Below are 22,337 nucleotides of genomic sequence, written 5' to 3'. Positions count from 1 at the left end.
AGGATCAGTCTTGACTACTTGCTGTTTTTCAGGTTGTCAACGAGACGATCAAGGATTGGCTGTAGCTTGGCGTTGTCGCCGGTCACCGATACCGAGGTGCCCTTAGAATCTGCTTCGTTGGCTTCCTGGACTGGTGCCGAGTGCCAGATCTCTACCAGCTTCAAGATGGTCGGATCGTCTTTGCGGTCTTCGGTGGTGACGAAGGCGTTGATGTACGGTTCAGCTTCAGGGGCTGCCGGATCATCCTGTGCCACTGCGGTCTTCGGATCGATATTTGCCCGGCCAAGATAGGTGTTGTTGATGATCGCAGGCCGGCCTTCGCCGTAGGCTGCCGGGGTTTGTGCCGCGTCAACTGGGGTAACAGTAACCTTCGACTGTGCATCGTCAATGTCGGCAGGGGAAGGGGTGATCAGGTTGTCGTCTTTCAAAGTGACCAGGCCAACCTGCTTGAGCACGTTGATTGCGCGACCCTGGTTGGATGGATCCGATGGAATGACGATGGTCTGGCCTTCGATGCCGGTCAGGTCGTCGTGGTCTTTCCAAAACAGCGCCAATGGCACGATTTCGGTGGCGCCGACTGGTACAAGGTTGTCGCCGGTGTTGGCATTATATTCCGACAGGAACTTCAGATGCTGGAAGAGGTTGACGTCGATTTGGCCTTCAGACAGGGCTTTGTTGGGCACGGTGTAGTCGTTGAAGGATACAACGTTGAGTTCAATGCCTTGATCTTTAGCTTCTTGTTCGAAGACCTGCCAGGCAGACTTGGACGCGTCGGTGGTGCCGATAGTGATTTTGCTGGTGGCTTCAGCGGCAGCGCTGGAGGCGCTTGAAGTGGTGGTCTCGGCGCTATCGGAGGAGCAGGCAGCCAGGGACACGGCGGCTACGAGGGCGGCGCTGGCGACGGCGGTGTTACGACGGATGTTCATGGGATTAACCTCAATTTCTAGACAGAGCTTTCTATTGCTTGCTGAGAATGTAGCACCCCGCAATTAGTTGTGTACAGCTCGGTCTAGTTGGCGGTGAATGTGGGCACGGTTGGGTGACGATTTTTGCCTGTCCGCAAGTCTGGACGAGGGGAAAAATGTAGGAAAATGCCAGTTCGCGCCCGGGTATTGATGTGACTTTAGAAACATGTGAGCAATGGTGTGTCCTTTCCCACAGTGTGTCGCCAGGGGGTGACCTAGCGGTCTAGTTTGCGATTTTCTAAGGGGGTTTACGGGAAAAACTGAACCGCTTGGTTCACTTTCTTTGTTGCGGTACTGGCTCATGCTGCCTGAATGGGGGAGTGGGGGTGGTGAATGGCAGCTAGCAAATCTTGATGGATAGGCGGATGGGTGAAAGCGCTACTTTCGCTGGCGGGTTTGCAAGGTTGGGCAGGGGTCGGTGGCGGTTGTGAACACTCACCGGTGTGCGGAGTGGTGATTATATTGCGCAAATGTTCGACTAACGCTAGGCTGTTGCGCATGCGATGGCAGCCGACACCGGTGGGAATTAATGGGGAGTCGCTGAGTTGGAAAGAACTGGATCAAGCCTATAAAGGGAAACTTTCCCCACGATATTTAGGCACGCCTTCTGGCGAGCAGTCTTCCCTAGAAAATGGGGATGATTCGAACGAACAGGCTAGTGGTGCATCGTCGAAAACTGGGTCAACTGTTCCCTTCGCGGAAGTGTGGGCTAGTAGCTGTTTTCATTTTCTCTACGGGGCTTCCACCCCGGAGGCAATGGTGCGGACAGCAAAAGCACAAGGCCTTACCGCTATCGGTTTACTTGACCGAGATGGTTTCTATGGTGCCGCGCAAGTAGCCCAAGCCGCAGCCGAAGTGGGTATCGATACGGTTTTTGGTGCGGAACTTTCCCACCCCTTGGGCATTCTTCCAGTGGTATGTCGCGGCCCGGTCGGTTATCAGCGGCTTTCACAGGTTATTGCCCGTGCTCGCATGGCTGCCGGGGAGAAAGACCGCACCTGCTATCCACCACTCGAGGAGCTAGCAGCAGCCCTTGGCGATGATGTGTATGTGCTCTTGGATGCCAGTTGGATTGATGCGGCCGACACGCTCGTCGCAGCCTTCGGAGCGGCATCAGTTGTGTGCTGTCATGTGTACACGATGAGCCCCACTGATGACGATAATTTTCGGCTGCTGTCTGCATGTGCGCAACGATTCGGTTTAGCCATGATTGTTTCCGCGCGGCCAAATGCTGCCACCCGCGACGAACTCCATATCGCTGCCGCCAAACATGCCCTCCGGGAGCGGGAAGATTTAACCACTCACCGGGGTGATCTGCCTGCAATGGGCGGCCAATGGATCCGCGGCGGCGCCACCCTGCTGCGGGCAATGCCCGAGACCGCGGCACTTCTGCAGCACACTGTCCAATTTGCGGCCTCGATCAGCTTTCCGCTCGAACTCATCGCCCCCCAGCTTCCCAATGTTGCTGTTCCACCTGGCCACACCGATGCCTCGTGGCTGCGCCACCTTGTCGACGAACGTGCCCCGCAGCGCTACGCCACCCGCCCGGCGGCACTGTATACCCGCGCCCAAACCCATATCGCCCACGAACTTGCCATCATCAGCCAACTCGGATTCGACGGCTATTTCCTCATCGTCTGTGACATTGTCGACTTTTGCCGCCGCAATAACATCTACTGTCAAGGACGCGGCTCTGCCGCCAACTCGGTGGTGTGCTTCGCTCTGGGGATCACTGTTGTTGAACCGGTTGCCGCCGGTTTGCTCTTTGAACGTTTTCTCTCCCCGGAACGGGACGGGCCGCCCGATATTGACCTTGATATTGAATCCACCCGGCGGGAAGAAGTCATCCAATACGTCTACGACACCTATGGACGAGACAATGCTGCCCAAGTCGCCAACGTCATCACCTATCGTCGCAAAGGCGCTATCCGGGATGCTGGCCGTGCTCTTGGATATCCCCAAGGTGCCTGCGACACGTGGGCGAAAGGCACCCACGAACCACCTGCTGATGTGCTCGCGCTGGCGGCAGGACTCCAAGAACAACCCCGCCACCTCGGTATTCATTCCGGCGGCATGGTGATCTGTGACCGGCCAGTCGCCCAAGTCGTGCCCACCGAATGGGCACGAAAAGCCGGTCGCAGCGTTGTCCAATGGGATAAAGACGACTGCGCCTACGCCGGACTTGTCAAATTCGACCTGCTAGGACTTGGCATGCTCGAAGCGCTTCACCACATGGTCGACCAAGTCGCTACACATCGCGGCATCACCATCGACCTGTGGACGATCGACCCGGATGATCCCCGGGTCTACGACATGCTCTGCAATGCCGACGCAGTCGGGGTGTTCCAAGTGGAATCCCGCGCCCAAATGGCAACCCTCCCACGGTTAAAACCCCGTTGCTTTTTCGACCTTGTCGTCGAAGTCGCCCTCATCCGCCCAGGGCCAATCCAAGGCGGCAGTGTGCACCCCTATATTCGGCGCCGCAACGGGGAAGAACCAGTCGTCTATGACCATCCCGTCCTTGCAGGCGCCCTCCGCAAAACCCTTGGCATTCCCCTCTTTCAAGAACAACTCATGCAAATAGCTCGCGACGCCGCCGGATTCACCGGGGCGGAAGCCGATTCTCTCCGCCGCGCCATGGGAAATAAACGCTCGGTGAGAAAAATGGAACGCCTCAAACAGCGTTTCTTCACCGGACTTGCCGAAACCAACAACATCACCGGCGACATCGCCGAAACCCTCTGGGTAAAAATGGTGGCCTTCGCCGCCTACGGATTTCCTGAATCCCACTCCCAATCCTTCGCCGCCCTCGTCTACTATTCCGCCTGGTTTAAATATTTTTATCCAGCTGAATTCTGTGTTGGCCTCCTGCGGGCACAACCAATGGGGTTTTACTCTCCCCAATCGTTGATCAGTGATGCCCGCCGCCACGGAGTCACCATCCTGCCGGTGAGCATCCAACACTCCAACGCCCAAGCCGAAGCCCCCAACGGGGCAATCCGTCTCGGTTTGGACAGCGTCAACGGACTTGGCAGTGCCGCCGCCGACCGGATCGTGGCCGCCCGGGAAGCCGACGGTGAATTCTGCTCCATCGCCGACGTGGCGCGCCGGGCACAGCTCACCGTGGCGCAAGCATCCGCCCTGGCGAAAGCCGGCTGCTTTGCTGATTTTGGACTCTCACGCCGGCAAGCCCTGTGGGAAGCCGGGGTGGCAGCCACCGAACAGCCCGGCATGCTTGCCGGACTTTCCTCGGTGACACCGCCACCATTACCAGGAATGAGCGCATTTGAACTTGCTGCCACCCAAATCGCCGCCACCGGCATCACGGTAGAAGATCAGCCACTGGCCCTCCTGCGGGATGCTCTCCAAGCTGAAGGGATCATCCCTGCGGCACAACTATCTACTGTTGCCCACGGCACCCGGGTTACCATCGCCGGCATGGTCACCCACCGTCAAGCCCCGAAAACCGCCGGTGGAGTGACCTTTTTTGGAATGGAAGACGAAACCGGCTTGATGAATATTGTGGTTTCCCAAGGACTGTGGCGTCGCCAAGAAAAACTTGCCCGCACTGCGAAAGCCCTCACTGTTCGTGGCATTGTGGAAAACGCTTCAGGTGCAGTCAGTATTGTTGCCGACAAACTCTCCCCCCTACCGTTGGCGGAATATCTCACCCGCGGATCCCGCGATTTCCGCTAACCAGCCACATCCACCGACCCACAATGTTATCCGCCAGGTCTGAAAGATACTGGCCAATACCAATCCCCGGTGCGCACCACCCGGCGGAAGTAACGGCACAACCTCCGGGGAAGCCAACGGGCGTGTCACACCAACAGGGTGTGCCGGAAAACAGATGGTGCTTTGGGGGTGATTCCTTCCACCCGGTAGGGTGGGGCAGGTGAAAACGGCAACAAAATGGGCAGTAGCAGTCGGTGGAATCGCCCTGGCGGGAGCGATCGCCTACGGGGCGGATACCGCATATATGCACGACCGCATTCCCCGTGGGGTCACCGTCGCAGATATCGCTATCGGTGGGAAAACCCAGGAGGAAGCTGCAGCGCTGCTTGCCGAAGAGCTTGCCGCCACCTCCACCAGCCCGGTGACCGTGGTGGCCGGTGACGCCACCACCACGGTGCAACCTCAACAAGCTGGGCTAAGCGTCGATCTTCCAGCAACACTCGCCGCGGCCGGGGAACCCACCTACAATCCGTTCACACGTCTGACCGGACTGTTTCGCACCCACGAAGTAGGGGTTGTCTCCCAGGTCGATGACACGAAACTCAACCCAGTCTTGGACGGTGTGGTACACGAACTTCACCGGGATCCTATCGACGGGGCACTGTGGATTGCCGACGGCAGCGTCCACACCACCGACGCCGTCGATGGTCAAGACGTCGACCGGGATGATGTTCGACAACAACTCAGCACGTTTTGGCTCAGTGGTGAACCCGTCACCGTCACCCCCACCCCCATTGCGCCTGCCATCACCGACGATGCAGTGGATCGCCTGCGCGGCGAAGCCGAAGCAGCAGTAAGCGCCCCCATTGTGATCACCGGCCGGGATGAAGTAGAAGCCACCTTGCCCGTAGCCGACGTCGGTCGTTGGCTTACCTTCCCCAATGAAGACGGGACACTGGTGCGTCATTTCGACCGGGACGGGGCGGTGGAATATCTCCGCAACCAGCTGTTGTCGACCGAACGCCCAATGCGCAATGCACAAATTGCTGTCACCGGCAGCGGCATTGATGTCACCCCATCAGTGGACGGGGTAAGCATCGATTGGGCAGCAATCAGTGACACCCTTGAGCAGCGAGTTCTCACCCCGGCGGCGAAAGCCAACGACGAGACCGCAAAAACCTTCGCCGCACACTACACCGACATTCCAGCCACCTACACCACCGAACAAGCCCAGCAAGCCACCTTCGACCAGCAAATCTCTAGCTTCACCACCAGCGGCTTCTCCGGGCCGTCGGGCACCAACATTGCCCGGGTTGCGCAAATGGTCGACGGGGCAGTGGTGGTACCCGGTGAAACATTCTCCCTCAACGGCTACACCGGGCCGCGTGGGGTTGCCCAAGGCTTCGTCGAATCAGGGATCATCCTCAACGGTCACGCCGACAAAGCCGTCGGTGGCGGTATTAGCCAATTTGCCACCACCTTGTATAACGCCGCATATTTCGCCGGCATGCAAGACGTCACCCATACCCCGCACTCCTACTATATTTCCCGCTATCCAGCCGGTCGGGAAGCAACCGTGTTCGAAGGTGCGATCGACCTGCAGTTTAAAAACACCTCCCCATATCCGGTGCTGATCCGCACAAACTTTGGTGGGGGTGCGATCACGGTGAGCATGTACGGGGTGAAAACCGTCGAGGTGCAATCGGCAAATGGTGGCCGGTGGAACTACACCAGCCCACAGCCGCTGCAAGTTCCCGGCGCGAACTGTATTCCATCCGGTGGGGCGCAAGGTTTCACCACCAGTGACACCCGCACGATTCGGGATCTGTCTGGTGCAGTGATCTCCCAAGAAACCACCACCACGGTGTACGATCCGCAACCGATTGTTCGCTGCGGCTAGCCAACGGGGACGCTCCCCACTCGCGACAGCAAGACACCGAAGACCCTCATCCTTGTAGTGGCGGCGACGCTCGGTGTGGACACGCCGCGACAGGTAGTGTTCGCGCTGAAACGAAAAGATTTGCAACGCGGCGCAAAAGCAGCAACACCACTGTCGGCACATCCTGCAGGCAAGACTCGACGACGCTGGTTGGCGTGTTCGTGTTTTTCCAAAATGGTGCTGGGGTCGCGCGGCTAGTCTGCTGTGCACTACCGCCTGGGATGCGGCTGGGGCTGCTGGAGCCTGCCTGCAATGTTGCTGTTAGATCCTTGGCAGAACTATAAAAACAGCACCAGCGGTCTGCTGCAGTGTGCAACAATTTTCAATTGTGACTGACCAACAAATACTTCATCCCCAAGTTTCGGTGACGCAATCTCCGACGCGGCTATCCCGGCAGGATCGCTGGCAAATCCCGGTGCTGCTTGCAACGTATGCGTTATGTGTACTGCTGCCCGGCACGGAAACCTTCCTCACCACGACGCTGCCTGCCCCGTTCAATAATCTTTTTTGGGCATCAGTGATCATGTATGCGCTGCCGGCAATTCTCGGTATTGCTTTCTATGGGCGGGCGGTCATTGCATCCTTCCGCTCTACGTTTAGTAGCCGGCCGTGGCTAAAGATCATTGCGATTATCGTCAGCCCGGTGGTGATTATTGTGCTCAACAATATTGCCAGCCAGCTCACGGGGCCGGTGACTGAAGCGGAAAATGAACAGAAGCTGCAAACAGCAATCCAGCAGGCGCCGCTGTGGGCGACTGTTGCGTTGTTTGTGATTATCGGCCCGCTTGTGGAAGAAATTATTTTCCGCCATATTCTTATCGGCAAATGTTCTGCTTTCGCGCCAACTTGGTTGGTTGCTAGCCTGTCGGCGGTGGCGTTTGCGCTGATTCACGTCAATCAACCTGCAGAAATCATGGCGTATCTGCCGATGGCGGTGATTTTCACGCTGCTGTATTTAGCGGCACACAAACAGATTGCGTTGTCCTATTTGGCGCATATTCTTAACAATTTTCTTGTTGTTGCAGTCATCCCGTGGATGGTTGCCACCATGGGTGCACCATAGCGTGCAGCCTTTGCGTCCCCGGGTGTGCACTAGGGGAAATCAGCACCAGTGGTGATAGTTGAATCTGTGTTGATGCACCCGTCGGTGGCGATGGTATCGCGGATCCGGCGGGTGCAGAGTGTTGCACCACCACTTTGATCTGCGCACCAGTAACCATCAGGCGCATTCGGCAAGCATGCGGGAGTCCTCCCCGACAGTGAGCAAACAACAAACACCAACTGCACAATGCCATGATGGGTGACAGCTGGGGTGCCAAAACAGTGCAAAGCGTTCTGCGGGGATGTCCCTCCAGTGGCAGGGGCGATGTTGCCAGGCGGTACCATGGGACAGATTGTGCCGCACCGACGGTTGTCGTCGGCGGCTGTGATACTTCGGCGTGAGGAGTTCCTAAGTGGCTACCGATCATGTGTTCCGGGGCTGGTACTCCGCTCAACCTGTGCGTTTTCTGAGCACTGTTATCGGTGATCTTCTTGTTATTTGCTCGATCATCGTGGCGGTCAGTATTGGCAAAGCGATATATGCGGTCATCAACAATATTGCTGCCCCATTGCAGCGTATTGAGCAGGCGACGCAAAGCCTGGGGGCGAATTTGGACACTGCACGGGACAAAGTTGATGGCGTGCCTGTGTTGGGCGACAAGCTTGCCAGCCCGTTCGCCGGGGCAGGAGATGCCACCGACAAACTCACGATGGCGGTGGCTGACCAGGCCACTGCTATTCATCATGTTGCTGTGTTCACCGGTGTGTTGACCGCGGCCGTTCCCGTGTTGCTGATTGTGGTGACCTATGGATATGCCCGGCTCGGCGGGATTCGGCGCCGCCGCGGTATGCTGCAGCTGCTCGACCGTGGATTGAGTAAACAGTATTTCGCTACCCGAGTGCTGTTTACCGCCTCCCCGCGGGAGCTTGCCCAGCTCATTGAATGGCCTGCACACACCATCGCCACCCCATCGGCAGGGGGATACACGGCCGAGGGTGAAAAAAGTTTACTGCGCACTGACCTTGATGGGATGTGGGAATCCCAGCTGCTTTCCGATCCAATCCTGGTTGATCGGCTTGCCCGCTACGCACTGCGTCGCGCCGGGGTTGCTGCACCCCGGCAATGGTTGCTAGACAGCACCCCGAAACGATAATTGTCGCCACGCCTCATAGACGCCGATGGCTGCCGCATTCGACAGGTTTAAACTGCGCCGGGACGGCAGCATTGGGATTCGTACCTGTTCGGTGATGCGGGGATGCTGCAGCGCCGCGTCGTCGAGCCCGGTCGGCTCCGGGCCAAAGAGCAGCACATCACCCTGTTCGTAGGCGATATCGGTGTGGCGGACTGTGGCTTTGCCGGTAAACGCAAACACTCGGGCAGGACCGATTGCTGCGAATGCTGCAGCAAGATTGTCGTGCACAGTCACAGTTGCAAGATCGTGATAGTCCAGGCCGGCGCGCCGCAGATTCTTGTCGTCAAAGGTGAACGCGACCGGGCCTGCAATGTGCAGATGTGCACCAGTAATCGCGCTGAGACGGATCGCGTTGCCTGTGTTTGGCGGTATTTTGGGTTGATCGAAAATAATGTGCACGATTGGGCTATTCACATTGACACATCGTAGTGGGATCGGCGGCGGCGAGTCCCCGAACGGGTGGGGGTACGTTCGCCCGGTGGCGAAGTAATGGAATACTAAAGGCCATGACTGCCGAAAAACTTGACGGAAACCGCTACCGTTCCGAGATTGTTGCCGATTTACAAGCCCGGGTTGCTGCGTTGAAGGATCGTGGCGTTATCCCTGGTTTGGCGACCGTATTGGTGGGGGAGGATCCTGCCAGCCAAGCATATGTACGGATGAAGCATAAGGACTGTCAAGAGATCGGGGTGGAATCGATTCGGCGGGATCTGCCTGCTGACATTAGCCAGGAAGCGCTGGAGGAAGTGCTTGCTGAGCTGAACTCCGATGAGGCGTGCACCGGCTATATTGTGCAGCTTCCACTGCCGAAGCATTTAGATGAAAATCGGGTGTTGGCGGCGATTGATCCGGAAAAAGATGCCGACGGGCTCCATCCGGTGAATCTTGGCAAACTAGTGCTTGGGGATGAGGCGCCGTTGCCGTGCACCCCGAATGGAGCCATTCATTTGTTGCGGCGCTACGATGTGCCGTTGGCCGGCGCTGAAGTGGTGGTGATTGGTCGTGGTGTGACTGTGGGGCGTCCGATCGGGTTGATGCTGACGCGGCGCAGTGAAAACGCGACGGTGACACTGTGCCACACGGGGACGAAGGATCTTGCCGCCCATACACGCAACGCTGATATTGTGGTGGCTGCGGCGGGGGTTCCGCATATGCTGACTGCCGATATGGTGAAGCCGGGGGCTGCGATTTTAGATGTTGGGGTTTCCCGCAAAGACGGCAAACTTTTCGGTGATGTGCATCCATCGGTGTGGGATACAGCCGGGTTTGTCAGTCCGAATCCGGGTGGTGTGGGGCCGTTGACGCGGGCTTTTTTGGTGCGCAATGTGGTGGAGCGCGCAGAGCGACTCGCCGGCATCACCCACTAGTGTGCGGGGCACCGGTCATGGTTGATGAACAACCCGCGCAGCAACATTGTTCTCCTGGGGTGGCGAAGACAAGTCGAACCTCTCCTGGTGAAAGGGCAGCACGTGGTCGATCCTCGGTCAAGCTGAATGGGAAAACCGTAGTGAAGGCTGCGCCTGCTGCGGCAAGTGGGAGGAAAGCTGTCGCGCTTCCTGTTGCTTGTTCACCTGTGCTGCAACGGCTGCTAGTTGGCGGATTGCTGGTGGGGCTGGTGACCGCAGTGTTTTTCGTGTTGACGGATCATTGGCGGCGGGCAACGTTTACCCTGGGGCTGAGCATGCTGTGGCTGGCTTGGTTGCATTGCACAGTCAGCCGCACACGGCTGGGGATTTTAGCGATTAGAACCCCAAAAAAGGACGCCATGTTTTGTGCGTTGACCGGGGGACTGTTGGCGTATTTGGCGCTTAGCGTCGACTCGCTGGGAAGCTAATAGTACATCCCCGGTGGCGATTCGCTGCAGGGTGCACTGTTCATCCCAGTGTGACCGGGGTCGGGCGTACACACCCCATGGATGCTGCGGGTCTTATGCGCCATGGCGGCTGGAAGAATATATGGCAGCTGCAATGCGTGCGACACATGTGGAGGAGATACCTGCTTGGTTGTCGTTGTGTTGCATATTGGGGCTACGAGTCAGCATATGTACAGCGCTAAGGAGACCGGCACCGCCGCAAATACGGTGGTGGTTTTCCGCTCAGCATGCCGCGGTAGACACTTCGTCTACGGGGGGGTTATTCCGCCTGTATCAGCGCCGGTGTGCCTAATGTCGCGGGGCAGTGACGCCAGTTGCGCAACGAAGGATGGGGCAGCAAAGAACACCACAGAGTGTGAATGTTCGTGGTGCACTGCGGTCACTGTGTGGCAGATCACCTACTAGGTGTTTGTGCAGGCTGCTTGGGGCGCAGCTGGGAAAATATTGCTACTTACGGCCGCTCGTGTTCACCGTGTCGTAGGAGGGAAGCAGATTTGCCGATAGGATCTTGGCACATGAAACGAAATGAAAGCACTATCGATCGTCTAGGCCGTGCCATTGTCGCCGTCGCGGCTGTTGTCGGAGCCATGGCAACCACGGGTGTGTGGTCAATTGTGCTGTGGGTTGTTGCCGCAATCATGGCTGTGACCGCAGTTGCCGGTTTCTGCCCGCTGTACACCTTGTTTAGGATTAACACCTGCAAGGTGAGCAAGTAGCTACTTGTCTGTGGTGTAATGATCGCCAGGTAACTGTAGCGCGCTGGGATGCAGACAGTGAGTATCTTCGCTGATGATCCCAGCGCTTTGCGTTGTGTTCACAGGGGATGCGACATTTAGGCGGTCAGCGCTGATCTTGTGCAGGTAGCGGTGTCGCTAGCCGCTGCGGATCGGGAGTGTTTCAGCAGCGAACCTGCCTTGCGGGTTAGGTGCTGATTCGTGTTATGAAGCGGTGCATGATCTGTACGAGCTGCCGAGTCTCGGTGAGGAAGGCATCATGTCCGCATGGGGAAGTAATTTTCGCCATGCCGATCAGATTGCCAAGGTTTCGGGCGAGATGTTCCTGCTGATGGTAGGGGTACAAAATGTCGGTATCAACCCCGCAGATAAAGGTTGGCACCGTCGACGATGCTAATGCTTTATTCAGTCCACCCCGCCCGCGGCCAATATCGTGCCGATTTAATGCTTCGGTGAGAATCATGTAGGAGCCGGCATCAAAGCGTTCCACGAGTTTGCTGGCCTGGTGGTCGAGATAAGATTCGACCGCAAAACGTCCCGAATCCGCAAGTGTCGGCCCTAATGGGTTTTCCCCGGTTTGGGCGTCGGTACCAAAGCGTTCATCCATCTCTAGCTCACCGCGATAGGTGAGATGCGCGATCTTCCTGGCGGCGGCCAGCCCCTGCTGCGGGGTGTGTTCGGTGTGATAGTAGTCCCCGTTGAGATAGTGCGGATCACGGGTGATCGCTGTCATCTGGGCTTTTTGAATACCGATCTGCCAGGCGGATGCCCGGGCGGACACTGCAAGTACGAGTGCGGCGCGAACCCGCTGCGGGTAGAGCAATGTCCATTCCAAGGCTTTCGCCCCACCCATTGAGCCGCCAATCACCGCAGCGACCTCCCTGATGCCTAATTCGTCGAGGACGGCTGCTTCGAAATGGACAAGATCGCGAATGGTCAGGGCAGGGAAGCGGGAGCCGTAGGCCTGCCCATCGGGGGCGATGCTGCCAGGTCCGGTGGTGCCCATGCATCCGCCCAGTGTGTTGATTGACAGTACACAGTATTGGTCGGTGCGAAATACCCCTTCCGGTCCGACGATTTCCGGCCCCCACCACTGGTCGACCTGATGATCGCCGGTAAGGGCGTGTTCGACCAGCAGAATGTTGCTGCGCCCATCGGGCTGGATGTGCGGTGTTCCGTACATCGCATAGGCGGCGGTGAGATGGGTCAGTTCCACGGAAGCTTCGGTGACGAAGTGGGGAATTGTCACTGTGTGCGTCTGAGCCATCGTCAGTGCCTTTCAAAATGAACCATGGTGGGCGTGTCTACTGTAGCTGCTATGCGGCAATAGGCAGTGGTTGGGGAGGCCGGAATCAGCGCCCCGATGATCGTCGTCAGTGCCGGACGTTGCACTGTCGCTACCCGCGCCGGATATGACCAATCCCTCTTACCGTGCGCGACGATAAGAGGGAGAGACATTCCTAGGTTAGCCTTGCGCCGTACACTGCGGTGATGAGCTGGCTTTCTGTGTCAGCAGCGATCGCGGTGCTCACACTGGCGGGAATGGTGCTCATCAGTGTTGTCAGGGCGGTGGGCATGGAACTCTTTACGAACCGCTAATGGCATCAAATCCGCGCTGCAGGTCGGCAAGAATATCGTCAATGTTTTCGATACCTACCGATAAGCGAACCGTGGCGGGGGTGACGCCGGCGCCCTTGAGGCCTTCCTCGTCGAGCTGGGAGTGGGTGGTGGTGGCGGGGTGTACCACCAAGGAGCGCACATCACCAATGTTGGCCACATTGGAGTGCAGTTGGAGCGCATCAATGAACTTCCAGGCTTCCTCCTGGCCACCGTTGAGATCGAAAGAGATCACCGAACCGGTGTGCTGCAGGCCAAGTTTTTCTTTCACCTTGTGCCATGGGCTGGAAGGCAGACCTGCATAGTTCACCTTTGCAACGAGATCGTTTGCATCGAGGAACTGGGCAACCTTCGCTGCATTTTCGTTGTGACGCTCAATACGCAGCGACAAGGTGTCGAGGCCTTGCGCCAAAATCCAGGCGTTGAGTGGGGAAGGTGCGGCACCGGTGTCCCGCAGCAAACCGACTCGTGCTTTCAAGCCGTAGGCGGGCGCGCCCAGGTCAGCATATTTGAGACCGTGGTAGGCGGCATCCGGGGTGACAAAACCAGGGAAGACTGGTTTGCCATTGCGCTCAACTGTCCAGTCGAACTTGCCACCGTCGACGAGCACGCCGCCCAGCGCGGAGCCGTTACCGGTGTAGAACTTGGTGGTGGATGCGACCACGACATCGGCGCCGAGTTCGAGCGGCCGGGCCACAGCGGCGGTGGCTACCGTGTTGTCGATAATTAGTGGCACTTGGTTGCGGTGGGCAACTTCGGCAACGGCTGGAATGTCGAGTACGTCGGCTTGCGGGTTGGCGAAGGTTTCCCCAAAGAATGCGACAGTGTTGTCCTGTACGGCGTCTTCCCACTGGGAGAGGTCATCCGGGTTGGCAACAAAGGTGGTTTCGATACCAAGTCGACGCAACGTCACATCGAGCAGCGTATAGGTGCCGCCGTAGAGCCGAGAAGACGCCACAATGTGGGATCCTGCTTCGGCAATATTGAGGATCGCTGCCGTTTCGGCGGCCTGCCCGGAAGCAAAAAGCACCGCATGAACGCCACCTTCGAGGGAGGCGAGCCGCTCTTCGACGGCGGCAACGGTCGGGTTGGTGAGCCGGGAGTAGACCGGGCCGGCATCTTCCAGGGCGAAGCGCTGCCGGGCGTGATCGGCCGAGTTGAACACAAACGACGAGGTGAGATAGATCGGCAGATTCCGGGCGCCGGTTTCGCCGTCAACAGGTTGGCCGGCGTGAATGGCACGGGTTGCGAATTGCCACTGGTTTGCCTCGGAGTTGTTGTATTTGGTGGTCACGGGTTTCTCCTGGTGTTCATGTGTGCACAACGGCAGCCTGATAGCAGGCCAAAAACAAGCCATAAATGAACTGAGCTGTGCGCTTTCGGTCGATGTTGTTAGCAACACTAATGAACAGAGCTGTCTAGCGCAACAGGGCGGTGAAACCGTATCCGTGAAAAATTGTAAACAGACTGGATGGGGCTTATTTTTTGGCGGTTACCCCCGGTTGATTTGGATGGTTGCTGAACCGCTTTGTTCCCAACATTTTGAACTGCTTGGTCTGTTCCTCAAGTTGGTGGCTTCACGCCCGATGTTAGCGCTTGGCATGCCGCACCGGGCGACGTGCGTTACGGATCGCTAATAGGGCGACCGCGACTGCCCCCACCATGGCAATAGTGATGAGAATCTTCGGTCCGGAAAGCCACGGCCGTGGGCGTAACGTCTCCACACAATCCACGAGCTGGTCGTGGAGTTGGGTTTGGATCGCGTTGAATGCCTCTTGACGCTCGGCAAATAGCGCTGCTTTGATCTCATCGAGCCGGAACCCGTTGGCGGCTACTGCTTGCAGTTCTCCCAGCACATCAGCTGCTGGATCAACAGCCGTAACCGCGATGGTGTTGTCAGCTTCCGCAATAGTGAATCGTTGCACCTCAGGGGTGGCGGTGCGATCAGTTGGTACCCCAGCATCCGCCGCCGAGGTGGTGATCAGTTGCCCCAATCCTTCGCGACCGCCGGCCACTCCGATGCGTTGTTGTAATTCGCCTGGACTTGCTGCTGTCGGATCACCTGCATCATAGGCGCGAATAGCAGCGGCTAACCCCGGATCAGCCTGGTCAAGTTCGGCGAGGCGCCGATCGATCGCATCGGCCTGCAGCTGGGAGAAAAAGGAATCAGTTGTCGGTTGGCCATCGGCGAAATTAGCCACGCACACCTGCTGCTCAGTATCGGCGGTGACCGTCACTGCCCCCGCATCTGTGGGGGCACACCATGACCAGGCACAGCAGGTAAGAGCAACAGTCAACAAGCGAAAATGGAAACGAGCATGCATAGTGGCCATTATTCCACCGCGTGGAAGTGTGGAAGGAAAGCGCCGCACCGGAGGAATTGACGAAACACGTCCCCAGCACGACCCGGCAAGCATCACCGGCCGACGAGCAATCACCGCTGTCGCAACCATTATCGGCAACATCCGAACGGCACTGGGCTATCAGGCTTTTTGAAAGAAAAGTGTGGAAATAGAACAACTGGAAGGATCCGCACCAACAGGCAGGTACCTTGCAGCCGCCTGATGATCGCAAGCGCCTATATCGGTTGGAAAACAGCGGCCGGCACTGATCATGGAATCCTCATCTGGGGGTATTTTTATGCTCCACTGACCCGGTGAACTGTTGCTATCTGTGCAGGTAGATCGCATATGAACGGCAGGTAGCCGGGGGTGTTAACCAACTGTTTACTTCCGTTGCTTTAACTACTTCATGCAACGACGCACGCGTTGTCACATATCCACCGATGCACCAGGCTCTCTTTGCTGCGACGCATCGAAAGAGATTTCAAAAAGGAACATCCATGTCTACTGCACATGATGCACCGCCACTAGCCGCCCCAAATGAGGGCAAAGACCTGTGGTGGCATCTCGTATTCGGGGGGCTCCTCGCCATTGCCCTGATCTGGTTTACATTCTGGTCATTCGGCTACACCGGGCCGAATGCAAACAAAACCATTTTGTTGATCACCATCGTGTTTGCAGTGTTCATGTCATTCAATATCGGTGGCAATGACGTCGCAAACTCCTTTGGCACCTCAGTAGGTGCAGGCACATTAACCATCAAACAAGCCCTGCTGGTCGCCGCCGTATTCGAAGTCGGCGGGGCAGTGCTTGCCGGCGGCGACGTGACCGACACAGTGCGCTCCGGGATCGTGAAACTCGATCCAGAGATCCTGCAACCCATGGATTTCGCATTCATTATGATGTCTGCCCTGCTCGGGGCGGCACTGTGGCTACTCATCGCCACCCGCTTAGGGTGGCCAGTATCGACAACCCACTCCATTGTCGGCGGTATTGTTGGTGCTGCTGTCACCATTGGTTTGGTCACCGGAACCGGCGGCTGGGAGATGGTGCAATGGAATAAAATCGCCTCAATTGTCGCTTCCTGGGTGATCAGCCCAGTACTTGGCGGGGTCGTCGCATTCCTGCTGTTCTCCCTGGTGAAAAAATATATTCTGGTCTACAACGAAAACGCCGACCAGTCGCTGCGGAAAATCAAACTTGAACGGGCCGAACTGCGCACCAAACACAAAACTGCTTTCGCACGCCTTGACGAACTTCAACAGATTTCCTACACCAACGCCATGGTGCGTGACGCCCAGATCATGGCACAGGAAAGCTACGATCCCAACGCCCTCGAGTCGAACTATTACAAAGAACTCCACCGCATCAACACCCAAGTTGATGATGTGCAAGCCCACCGCGCACTGGAAACCTGGGTGCCAATTCTTGCGGCACTCGGATCAGTGGTTATCGGCTCGATGCTGTTGTTTAAAGGCCTGAAAAACCTGCATCTAGGGATTTCTGCGGTTGGCAACTATGTCATCCTCGGTATGGTGGCAGTTTCGGTGTGGATGGCTGTATCAATTTTTGCCCGCACCCTGAAACGACAAGCACTCGATCGTTCCACGTTCACGCTGTTTTCCTGGATGCAGGTGTTTACCGCTTCAGCATTCGCGTTTTCTCACGGATCCAACGATATTGCCAACGCTATCGGGCCATTTGCGGCAGTAATCGATGTGCTGAAAACCGATGCTGTCAACGCGAAAGTAGCAGTTCCTGGTGCAGCGATGCTTACCATGGGAATCGCGCTGGTGAGCGGCCTGTGGTTTATTGGCCGCTATGTGATCAAAACGGTGGGTTCTGACTTGACGAAAATGCACCCTGCCAGCGGATTTTCTGCGGAACTTGCTGCTGCAGGTGTAGTGATGCTCGCATCAGTGTTGGGTATTCCCGTGTCATCCACCCACATTTTGATTGGTGCCGTGCTCGGCGTTGGTGTGGTAAACCGTGCCGCGAACTGGAAGCTCATGAAACCGATCGGTATGGCCTGGGTAATCACGTTGCCGGTAGCGGCGGTAATCGCCTCGCTGTGTGTGCTCGCGCTACGGGCAGTGTTCGGATAGTTTCCTTCGCACCTCAACTTTTCCTGGCTGCGCATCGCACCCCGCTGCGCACTTTGCGCCAGCTGCCACATGGTTTCACCCTGCTACACCAAATCAGCCTCGCAGGTTGTCGTAAAAACACCACCTGCAAGGTGCCTCGATGCGATTGCTGTAGCAGGGTTTTTCATGCCCTTGCTCGCTATCACAGACCCCGATGGGCTGAGATGGTGGCGCGATTTCGGTTGCCGCCCTGTGCAGCATTGGAGCGAAACAAGTATCGGCTCGATGGCGCCGTTGGTGGGGGCATGGAATCACACAGTCGTGGCACTGGTTTTACAGCGGCGTCAAATGCCAGCGGCTTATCGCATGACCCTGGGGAGACGCAAAAACAGGGCCTGGTATCCACAGTGGTGAAAACACCTGAGGATGACAGACCCTGCCTGAAGGTTGCGGTGCTTGCGCCCCGCTGAAGCGGCACCGGTTTAAGTGTGCGTGGATACCCGGGAGACCGATAGTGGGGCAAAAATTGCGACACAAATCGTTGACGCAATCAGGACGAACAACACGGGATGCTGCATTGCCCAAACATCCGGGACCGGAAGATCCCCGTTGCCGCCGAACAAATTCCGGACAGCCTGCACAATAGCCGACACCGGATTCCAGGTGGCGATTGTGGAAAGGAACTTCGGCATGGTTTGTGTCGGCACAAACCCGTTCGAGAGGAATGTTGCAGGGAACATGACGATAAACGATGCCGAGTTCAACGCCTCCGGGGTTTTCACTGCGAACCCTAGGAAGATCAGCAGGAAGCTAAACGCCCATCCGAACAGGGCAAGCAAACCGAAACCGGCCAAAAATTCCCACAGGCTGGTGTGTGCACGCCAGCCTAAGGCCAGCCCTGTGAGCACCATGACAGCTGCCGACATAACGTTGATCAGCCCGTCGGCGGTGGCGCGGGCGAAAATAATCGCACTCCGGGAGATTGGCAAAATCCGGAAGCGATCCATGATGCCGTCTTTTTTATCTTGCGCAATCATCATGCCCGATACGGAAGCCCCGAAAATGGTGCTCTGAGCGAGAATACCGGGCAGCATATAGTCAATATAGCTTGCCCCTGGTAGAGCAATAGCGCCGCCAAAAACCTGACTAAACAGCAGCACAAACATGATCGGCTGAATAAGGCCGAAAATCACCACCTCTGGGGTGCGTTTTAGACGCTGCAGGTTCCGTACTAGCACGGCATAGAAATCAATAAACCAAGTCATAAGATTGTTACCCCTTGCCGCGTTACGCGCTCGTCGAATCGGATTGAGTTAAGGTGACGAACACGTCATCCAAGGTGGGCCGCTGCATACCTGCATCGTGCAACGCGATTCCGGCCGCGTTGGTTTCTGCGAGCACCGCAGCAAGTGCGTGCTGACCGTCATGGACTGCCGCGGAAACGGTGCGTCCTTTCGTCACGACAGAACGCGGATCATGACTGGTCGCGGTGACAATATTGGTGAGCTGGCCAATGGCCTCATCGGTTTGACAGGTAACCGAGATGCGTTGCCCGCCAACTTGTGCTTTCAATTCGTCAGGGGTGCCTTCAGCGATAACCCGACCGTGATCAATAACTGAAATATCGTCAGCTAACTGATCGGCTTCCTCTAAATATTGGGTAGTGAGCAGCAACGTCGTGCCGGCAGCTACCCGTTGCCGAATGATCTCCCACAGGGCGAGGCGAGCTGCCGGATCAAGGCCAGTGGTGGGCTCGTCAAGGATCAAAATCTTTGGATCGTTCACCAGGGAAGCAGCCAAGTCGATGCGGCGACGCATACCCCCGGAGAATCCACCAACCGGCCGGTCAGCAGGCTCAACAAGATTAAACGCCTCAAGAAGCTCAGCTGTGCGCTGTTTCGCCCCTTGTGAACCTAGATGGAACAGCCGGGCGATCAGCATAAGATTCTCCCGGGCGGTCAGTTTCTCATCAACCGTCGCGTACTGGCCAGACGCGCCAATCATACGGCGGGTTTGCTGCGGATGATCGATCACCGACACCCCATCGATGATCGCTGTGCCACTCGTCGGAGTGGTTAATGTCGACAACACCTTGACGGTGGTTGTCTTTCCCGCCCCATTCGGCCCCAACAAGGCGCGAACAGTGCCCTGCTCCACTGTTAAATCTAACCCGTCAAGGGCACGGACTTCCGGTTGTTTCCGCCGCGACGGATACACCTTGGTCACATTGGTCATTTCAATGATTGGCATTCCGGGCACTCTAGCACACCCCTTGCCGGAAACAGATTGCGCTGATCAGAAGGGAGGACAAGAAACTACCCCCAGCATCATCGAAATGATCCTGAGGGTAGTGAGTGCACCCCACACGCGTCGCCGCCGCGGGTCAGCGCAACGATGCGCCTGCGAGCGGCAACCGGTTTAGGTGCGGTTTGTTGAGGTGCTGTTTAGAGCTGTTGGAGTGCCTCATTGAAGGCAGCAACCGGACGCATCACAGCCGCCGTCTTGTCATCATTGGGGTAGTAGTAGCCGCCCAAATCAACAGGCTTGCCCTGTACCTCAATGAGCTGGGCATCGATAGCTGCAGCCTGCTTGTCGAGCGCCTCGGCCACCGGGGCGAACTTTGCTGCCAATTCCGCATCGTCGCTTTGTGCCGCAAGCGCATCAGCCCAGAACTTCGTCAACCAGAAGTGGGAGCCACGGTTGTCGATCTCACCGGCCTTGCGCGACGGGGACTTCCCTTCGCTCAGCAGCTTCTCGGTGGCGACATCGAGGGCAGATGCCAACACATCAGCCTTAGCATTGCCATCAACCTGCGCGAAGTGACGCAGCGACTCGGCAAGCGCTAAGAATTCGCCGAGCGAATCCCAACGCAGATGGTTTTCTTCTACCAGCTGCTGCACATGCTTTGGAGCAGAACCACCGGCACCGGTTTCAAACAGGCCACCACCGGCCATAAGCGGCACAATCGACAGCATCTTCGCCGAAGTGCCCAACTCCAAAATAGGGAACAAGTCGGTGAGATAGTCACGCAGCACGTTACCGGTGACAGAGATCGTGTCTTTGCCCTCCCGGATGCGGTCAATCGAGAACTGGGTCGCCTCCACCGGGGACATGATCTGAATGTCGAGCCCGTCGGTGTCATGATCGGCCAGATACTTCTTCACCAATTCGATCAAGTTACGATCGTGGGCACGTTCTGGATCAAGCCAGAACACCGCCGGCATCCCCGACAGACGGGAACGGGTCACTGCCAGCTTCACCCAATCTTGAATTGGGGCGTCTTTCGCCTGGCAGGCACGCCAAATATCACCCGCCGCAACCTGGTGTTCCATCAGGGTTTCGCCAGCAGCGTTGATAACCTTCACCGTGCCATCAGCGGCAATCTTGAACGTTTTGTCATGGGAGCCGTACTCTTCGGCTTTTTGAGCCATCAAACCGACATTTGGAACCGTACCCATAGTGGTCGGATCAAACGCACCATGCTTACGGCAATCATCAATCACCGTCTGATACACCCCGGCATAGGAAGAATCCGGCAGCACTGCGAGCGTGTCCTGCTCCTGATCATCCTTATTCCACATGTGGCCAGAGGTGCGGATCATCGCCGGCATGGAAGCATCGACAATAACATCGGACGGCACATGCAGATTCGTGATGCCCTTGTGCGAATTCACCATCGCCAGTGCCGGACCGTCGGCCAGTGCTGCATCGAAAGCAGCCTTAATCTCATCGCCACCGTCAAGCTTGTCCAAACCAGCATAGATAGCAGCCAACCCGTTTTCGCCATCCAAGCCGTGCTCCAGCAGCGTGTCACCATACTTGTCGTAGACGTCAGCGAAGAACGCACGTACCACATGACCGAAGATGATCGGATCAGAAACCTTCATCATCGTCGCCTTCAGGTGTGTAGAGAACAACACCCCTTCTTCCTTTGCGCGAGCAACCTGCTCACGGAGGAACGCATCAAGCTTCTTCGCCGACATAAAGGTCGAATCGACCACTTCGCCGGCAAGCACCCGCAAACCATCTTTCAGGACAGTCTCGGTGCCGTCAGCCGCCACATGCACAATCTGTAACGTGTCCTCGGCAGGCATAATCACCGACTGCTCATTGTGCCGGAAATCGCCCGCATCCATGGTGGCAACATTGGTCTTGGAATCAGCAGTCCAAGCACCCATCCGGTGCGGATGCTTCTTTACAAAGTTCTTCACCGCAATCGGGGCACGGCGATCCGAGTTTCCTTCCCGCAGCACCGGGTTCACGGCCGAACCCTTCACCGCGTCATAGCGCTCCCGAATAGCTTTTTCCTCATCGGTGGAAGGGGAATCAGGATAATCCGGAATCGGGAACCCAGCCGCCTGCAATTCAGCAACCGCGGCCTTAAGCTGCGGCACCGAAGCCGAAATATTCGGCAGCTTGATGATGTTCGCATCCGGAGTCTTGGCCAACTCACCCAAATAGGTGAGATCATCGGAAACCTTCTGCTCGTCGGACAAATAATCCGGGAACTGCGCCAAAATACGGCCAGCAAGCGAAATATCGCGGGTCTCCACATTAATCCCGGCAGCAGAAGCAAACGCTTCAATCACTGGTTTGAGTGAATACGTCGCCAGCAGCGGGGCTTCATCGGTGCGAGTGTAAATAATGGTTGCCAAAGGGGGCTCCTTATACAAGTTCAACGACGTCGTTTGGTCATTGACATGGATGCATGCAGTGTTTTCCAGACTGTGTTTAAGCGCACCCAGGAGGGTGGAACACAGTCAACTTCCGCATATCCTACCGCGTTACGGGGGTAAAACCCATCAAAATTGACCCCAAACTACCCCAAACGCGCCATGGGAAAGCCCACAACAACCCAACCTATGGTGCCCGAA

The 22,337-nt window shown here is 57.0% G+C and carries 17 protein-coding genes; 9 read left to right on the top strand and 8 right to left on the bottom strand.

All coding sequences use genetic code 11. From position 1 onward, the window contains the following. Positions 1–14: 14 nt before the first annotated feature. Positions 15–926, bottom strand: a complete 912-nt coding sequence (locus CCHOA_RS08285) for a MetQ/NlpA family ABC transporter substrate-binding protein (protein ID WP_123929324.1) — start codon at positions 924–926, stop codon at positions 15–17. A 537-nt stretch (positions 927–1,463) separates the two neighbouring features. Between CCHOA_RS08285 and CCHOA_RS08280 the strand changes: the two genes are divergently transcribed. The 4 genes from CCHOA_RS08280 to CCHOA_RS08265 all read left to right on the top strand — a co-directional run bounded on the left by CCHOA_RS08280 (position 1,464) and on the right by CCHOA_RS08265 (position 8,774). Then, positions 1,464–4,661, top strand: a complete 3,198-nt coding sequence (locus tag CCHOA_RS08280) for an error-prone DNA polymerase (RefSeq protein ID WP_123929320.1) — start codon at positions 1,464–1,466, stop codon at positions 4,659–4,661. 190 nt (positions 4,662–4,851) lie between these two features. Beyond that, entirely contained in the window at positions 4,852–6,540 is a 1,689-nt protein-coding gene (locus tag CCHOA_RS08275) for a VanW family protein (protein ID WP_377740131.1), read from the top strand. Positions 6,541–6,907: 367 nt separating this feature from the next. Continuing rightward, positions 6,908–7,642, top strand: a complete 735-nt coding sequence (locus tag CCHOA_RS08270) for a CPBP family intramembrane glutamic endopeptidase (RefSeq protein WP_123929317.1) — start codon at positions 6,908–6,910, stop codon at positions 7,640–7,642. 391 nt (positions 7,643–8,033) lie between these two features. Then, positions 8,034–8,774 carry a hypothetical protein gene (locus tag CCHOA_RS08265; RefSeq protein WP_123929313.1) on the top strand — a complete coding sequence of 247 codons (741 nt, stop codon included), beginning with the start codon at positions 8,034–8,036 and terminating at the stop codon, positions 8,772–8,774. On the opposite strand, the gene CCHOA_RS08260 is transcribed toward CCHOA_RS08265, so the two are convergent. Next, positions 8,751–9,227, bottom strand: coding sequence for a tRNA (cytidine(34)-2'-O)-methyltransferase (locus CCHOA_RS08260; protein ID WP_377740134.1), 477 nt, complete (start codon positions 9,225–9,227; stop codon positions 8,751–8,753). The genes CCHOA_RS08265 and CCHOA_RS08260 overlap by 24 nt on opposite strands. Positions 9,228–9,319: 92 nt before the next feature. Here CCHOA_RS08260 and CCHOA_RS08255 point away from each other — a divergent pair, with 92 nt between their 5' ends. The 3 genes from CCHOA_RS08255 (at position 9,320) to CCHOA_RS08245 (ending at position 11,402) form a co-directional block, all read left to right on the top strand. Continuing rightward, positions 9,320–10,180, top strand: coding sequence for a bifunctional methylenetetrahydrofolate dehydrogenase/methenyltetrahydrofolate cyclohydrolase (locus CCHOA_RS08255; protein ID WP_123929310.1), 861 nt, complete (start codon positions 9,320–9,322; stop codon positions 10,178–10,180). Positions 10,181–10,197: 17 nt separating this feature from the next. Next, a complete protein-coding gene (locus tag CCHOA_RS08250; RefSeq protein WP_123929307.1) occupies positions 10,198–10,647 on the top strand; it encodes a DUF3017 domain-containing protein in 450 nt (149 codons plus the stop codon). A 554-nt stretch (positions 10,648–11,201) separates the two neighbouring features. Further along, entirely contained in the window at positions 11,202–11,402 is a 201-nt protein-coding gene (locus CCHOA_RS08245) for a YgaP family membrane protein (protein WP_123929304.1), read from the top strand. Between the two features lie 205 nt (positions 11,403–11,607). Here CCHOA_RS08245 and metX read toward each other — a convergent pair whose 3' ends face one another. The 3 genes from metX to CCHOA_RS08230 form a co-directional block, all read right to left on the bottom strand. Then, a complete protein-coding gene (gene metX, locus CCHOA_RS08240) occupies positions 11,608–12,687 on the bottom strand; it encodes a homoserine O-acetyltransferase MetX (RefSeq protein WP_123929301.1) in 1,080 nt (359 codons plus the stop codon). A 318-nt stretch (positions 12,688–13,005) separates the two neighbouring features. Next, on the bottom strand, positions 13,006–14,331 hold the full coding sequence (locus CCHOA_RS08235) for an O-acetylhomoserine/O-acetylserine sulfhydrylase (RefSeq protein ID WP_123929297.1): 1,326 nt from the start codon (positions 14,329–14,331) through the stop codon (positions 13,006–13,008). 295 nt (positions 14,332–14,626) lie between these two features. After that, positions 14,627–15,361, bottom strand: a complete 735-nt coding sequence (locus CCHOA_RS08230; protein ID WP_123929294.1) for a hypothetical protein — start codon at positions 15,359–15,361, stop codon at positions 14,627–14,629. A 1-nt stretch (position 15,362) separates the two neighbouring features. Between CCHOA_RS08230 and CCHOA_RS10700 the strand changes: the two genes are divergently transcribed. Then, the gene (locus tag CCHOA_RS10700) at positions 15,363–15,533 is read left to right on the top strand and encodes a hypothetical protein (protein WP_164472435.1); all 171 of its coding nucleotides are present in this window, start codon (positions 15,363–15,365) and stop codon (positions 15,531–15,533) included. A gap of 346 nt (positions 15,534–15,879) precedes the next feature. Continuing rightward, positions 15,880–17,484 carry an inorganic phosphate transporter gene (locus CCHOA_RS08225; RefSeq protein WP_123929291.1) on the top strand — a complete coding sequence of 535 codons (1,605 nt, stop codon included), beginning with the start codon at positions 15,880–15,882 and terminating at the stop codon, positions 17,482–17,484. A 461-nt stretch (positions 17,485–17,945) separates the two neighbouring features. On the opposite strand, the gene CCHOA_RS08220 is transcribed toward CCHOA_RS08225, so the two are convergent. The 3 genes from CCHOA_RS08220 to CCHOA_RS08210 form a co-directional block, all read right to left on the bottom strand. Then, positions 17,946–18,728 carry an ABC transporter permease gene (locus CCHOA_RS08220; protein ID WP_123929287.1) on the bottom strand — a complete coding sequence of 261 codons (783 nt, stop codon included), beginning with the start codon at positions 18,726–18,728 and terminating at the stop codon, positions 17,946–17,948. 22 nt (positions 18,729–18,750) lie between these two features. Then, entirely contained in the window at positions 18,751–19,713 is a 963-nt protein-coding gene (locus CCHOA_RS08215) for an ATP-binding cassette domain-containing protein (RefSeq protein WP_123929284.1), read from the bottom strand. Between the two features lie 194 nt (positions 19,714–19,907). After that, positions 19,908–22,118, bottom strand: a complete 2,211-nt coding sequence (locus CCHOA_RS08210; RefSeq protein WP_123929281.1) for an NADP-dependent isocitrate dehydrogenase — start codon at positions 22,116–22,118, stop codon at positions 19,908–19,910. Positions 22,119–22,337 lie beyond the last annotated feature (219 nt).

It is taken from the genome of Corynebacterium choanae (assembly GCF_003813965.1).
Lineage (GTDB): Bacteria > Actinomycetota > Actinomycetes > Mycobacteriales > Mycobacteriaceae > Corynebacterium > Corynebacterium choanae.
This window is presented reverse-complemented; position numbering and strand designations above follow the sequence as displayed.

Excerpts from the sequence above, each read along its gene's own strand:
- metX (WP_123929301.1), bottom strand. The coding sequence starts at position 12,687 with ATGGCTCAGACGCACACAGTGACAATTCCCCACTTCGTCACCGAAGCT.
- CCHOA_RS08245 (WP_123929304.1), top strand. The coding sequence starts at position 11,202 with ATGAAACGAAATGAAAGCACTATCGATCGTCTAGGCCGTGCCATTGTC.
- CCHOA_RS08225 (WP_123929291.1), top strand. The coding sequence starts at position 15,880 with ATGTCTACTGCACATGATGCACCGCCACTAGCCGCCCCAAATGAGGGC.
- CCHOA_RS08250 (WP_123929307.1), top strand. The coding sequence starts at position 10,198 with ATGGTTGATGAACAACCCGCGCAGCAACATTGTTCTCCTGGGGTGGCG.
- CCHOA_RS08215 (WP_123929284.1), bottom strand. The coding sequence starts at position 19,713 with ATGCCAATCATTGAAATGACCAATGTGACCAAGGTGTATCCGTCGCGG.
- CCHOA_RS08280 (WP_123929320.1), top strand. The coding sequence starts at position 1,464 with ATGCGATGGCAGCCGACACCGGTGGGAATTAATGGGGAGTCGCTGAGT.
- CCHOA_RS08220 (WP_123929287.1), bottom strand. The coding sequence starts at position 18,728 with ATGACTTGGTTTATTGATTTCTATGCCGTGCTAGTACGGAACCTGCAG.
- CCHOA_RS08285 (WP_123929324.1), bottom strand. The coding sequence starts at position 926 with ATGAACATCCGTCGTAACACCGCCGTCGCCAGCGCCGCCCTCGTAGCC.
- CCHOA_RS08230 (WP_123929294.1), bottom strand. The coding sequence starts at position 15,361 with ATGCATGCTCGTTTCCATTTTCGCTTGTTGACTGTTGCTCTTACCTGC.
- CCHOA_RS08255 (WP_123929310.1), top strand. The coding sequence starts at position 9,320 with ATGACTGCCGAAAAACTTGACGGAAACCGCTACCGTTCCGAGATTGTT.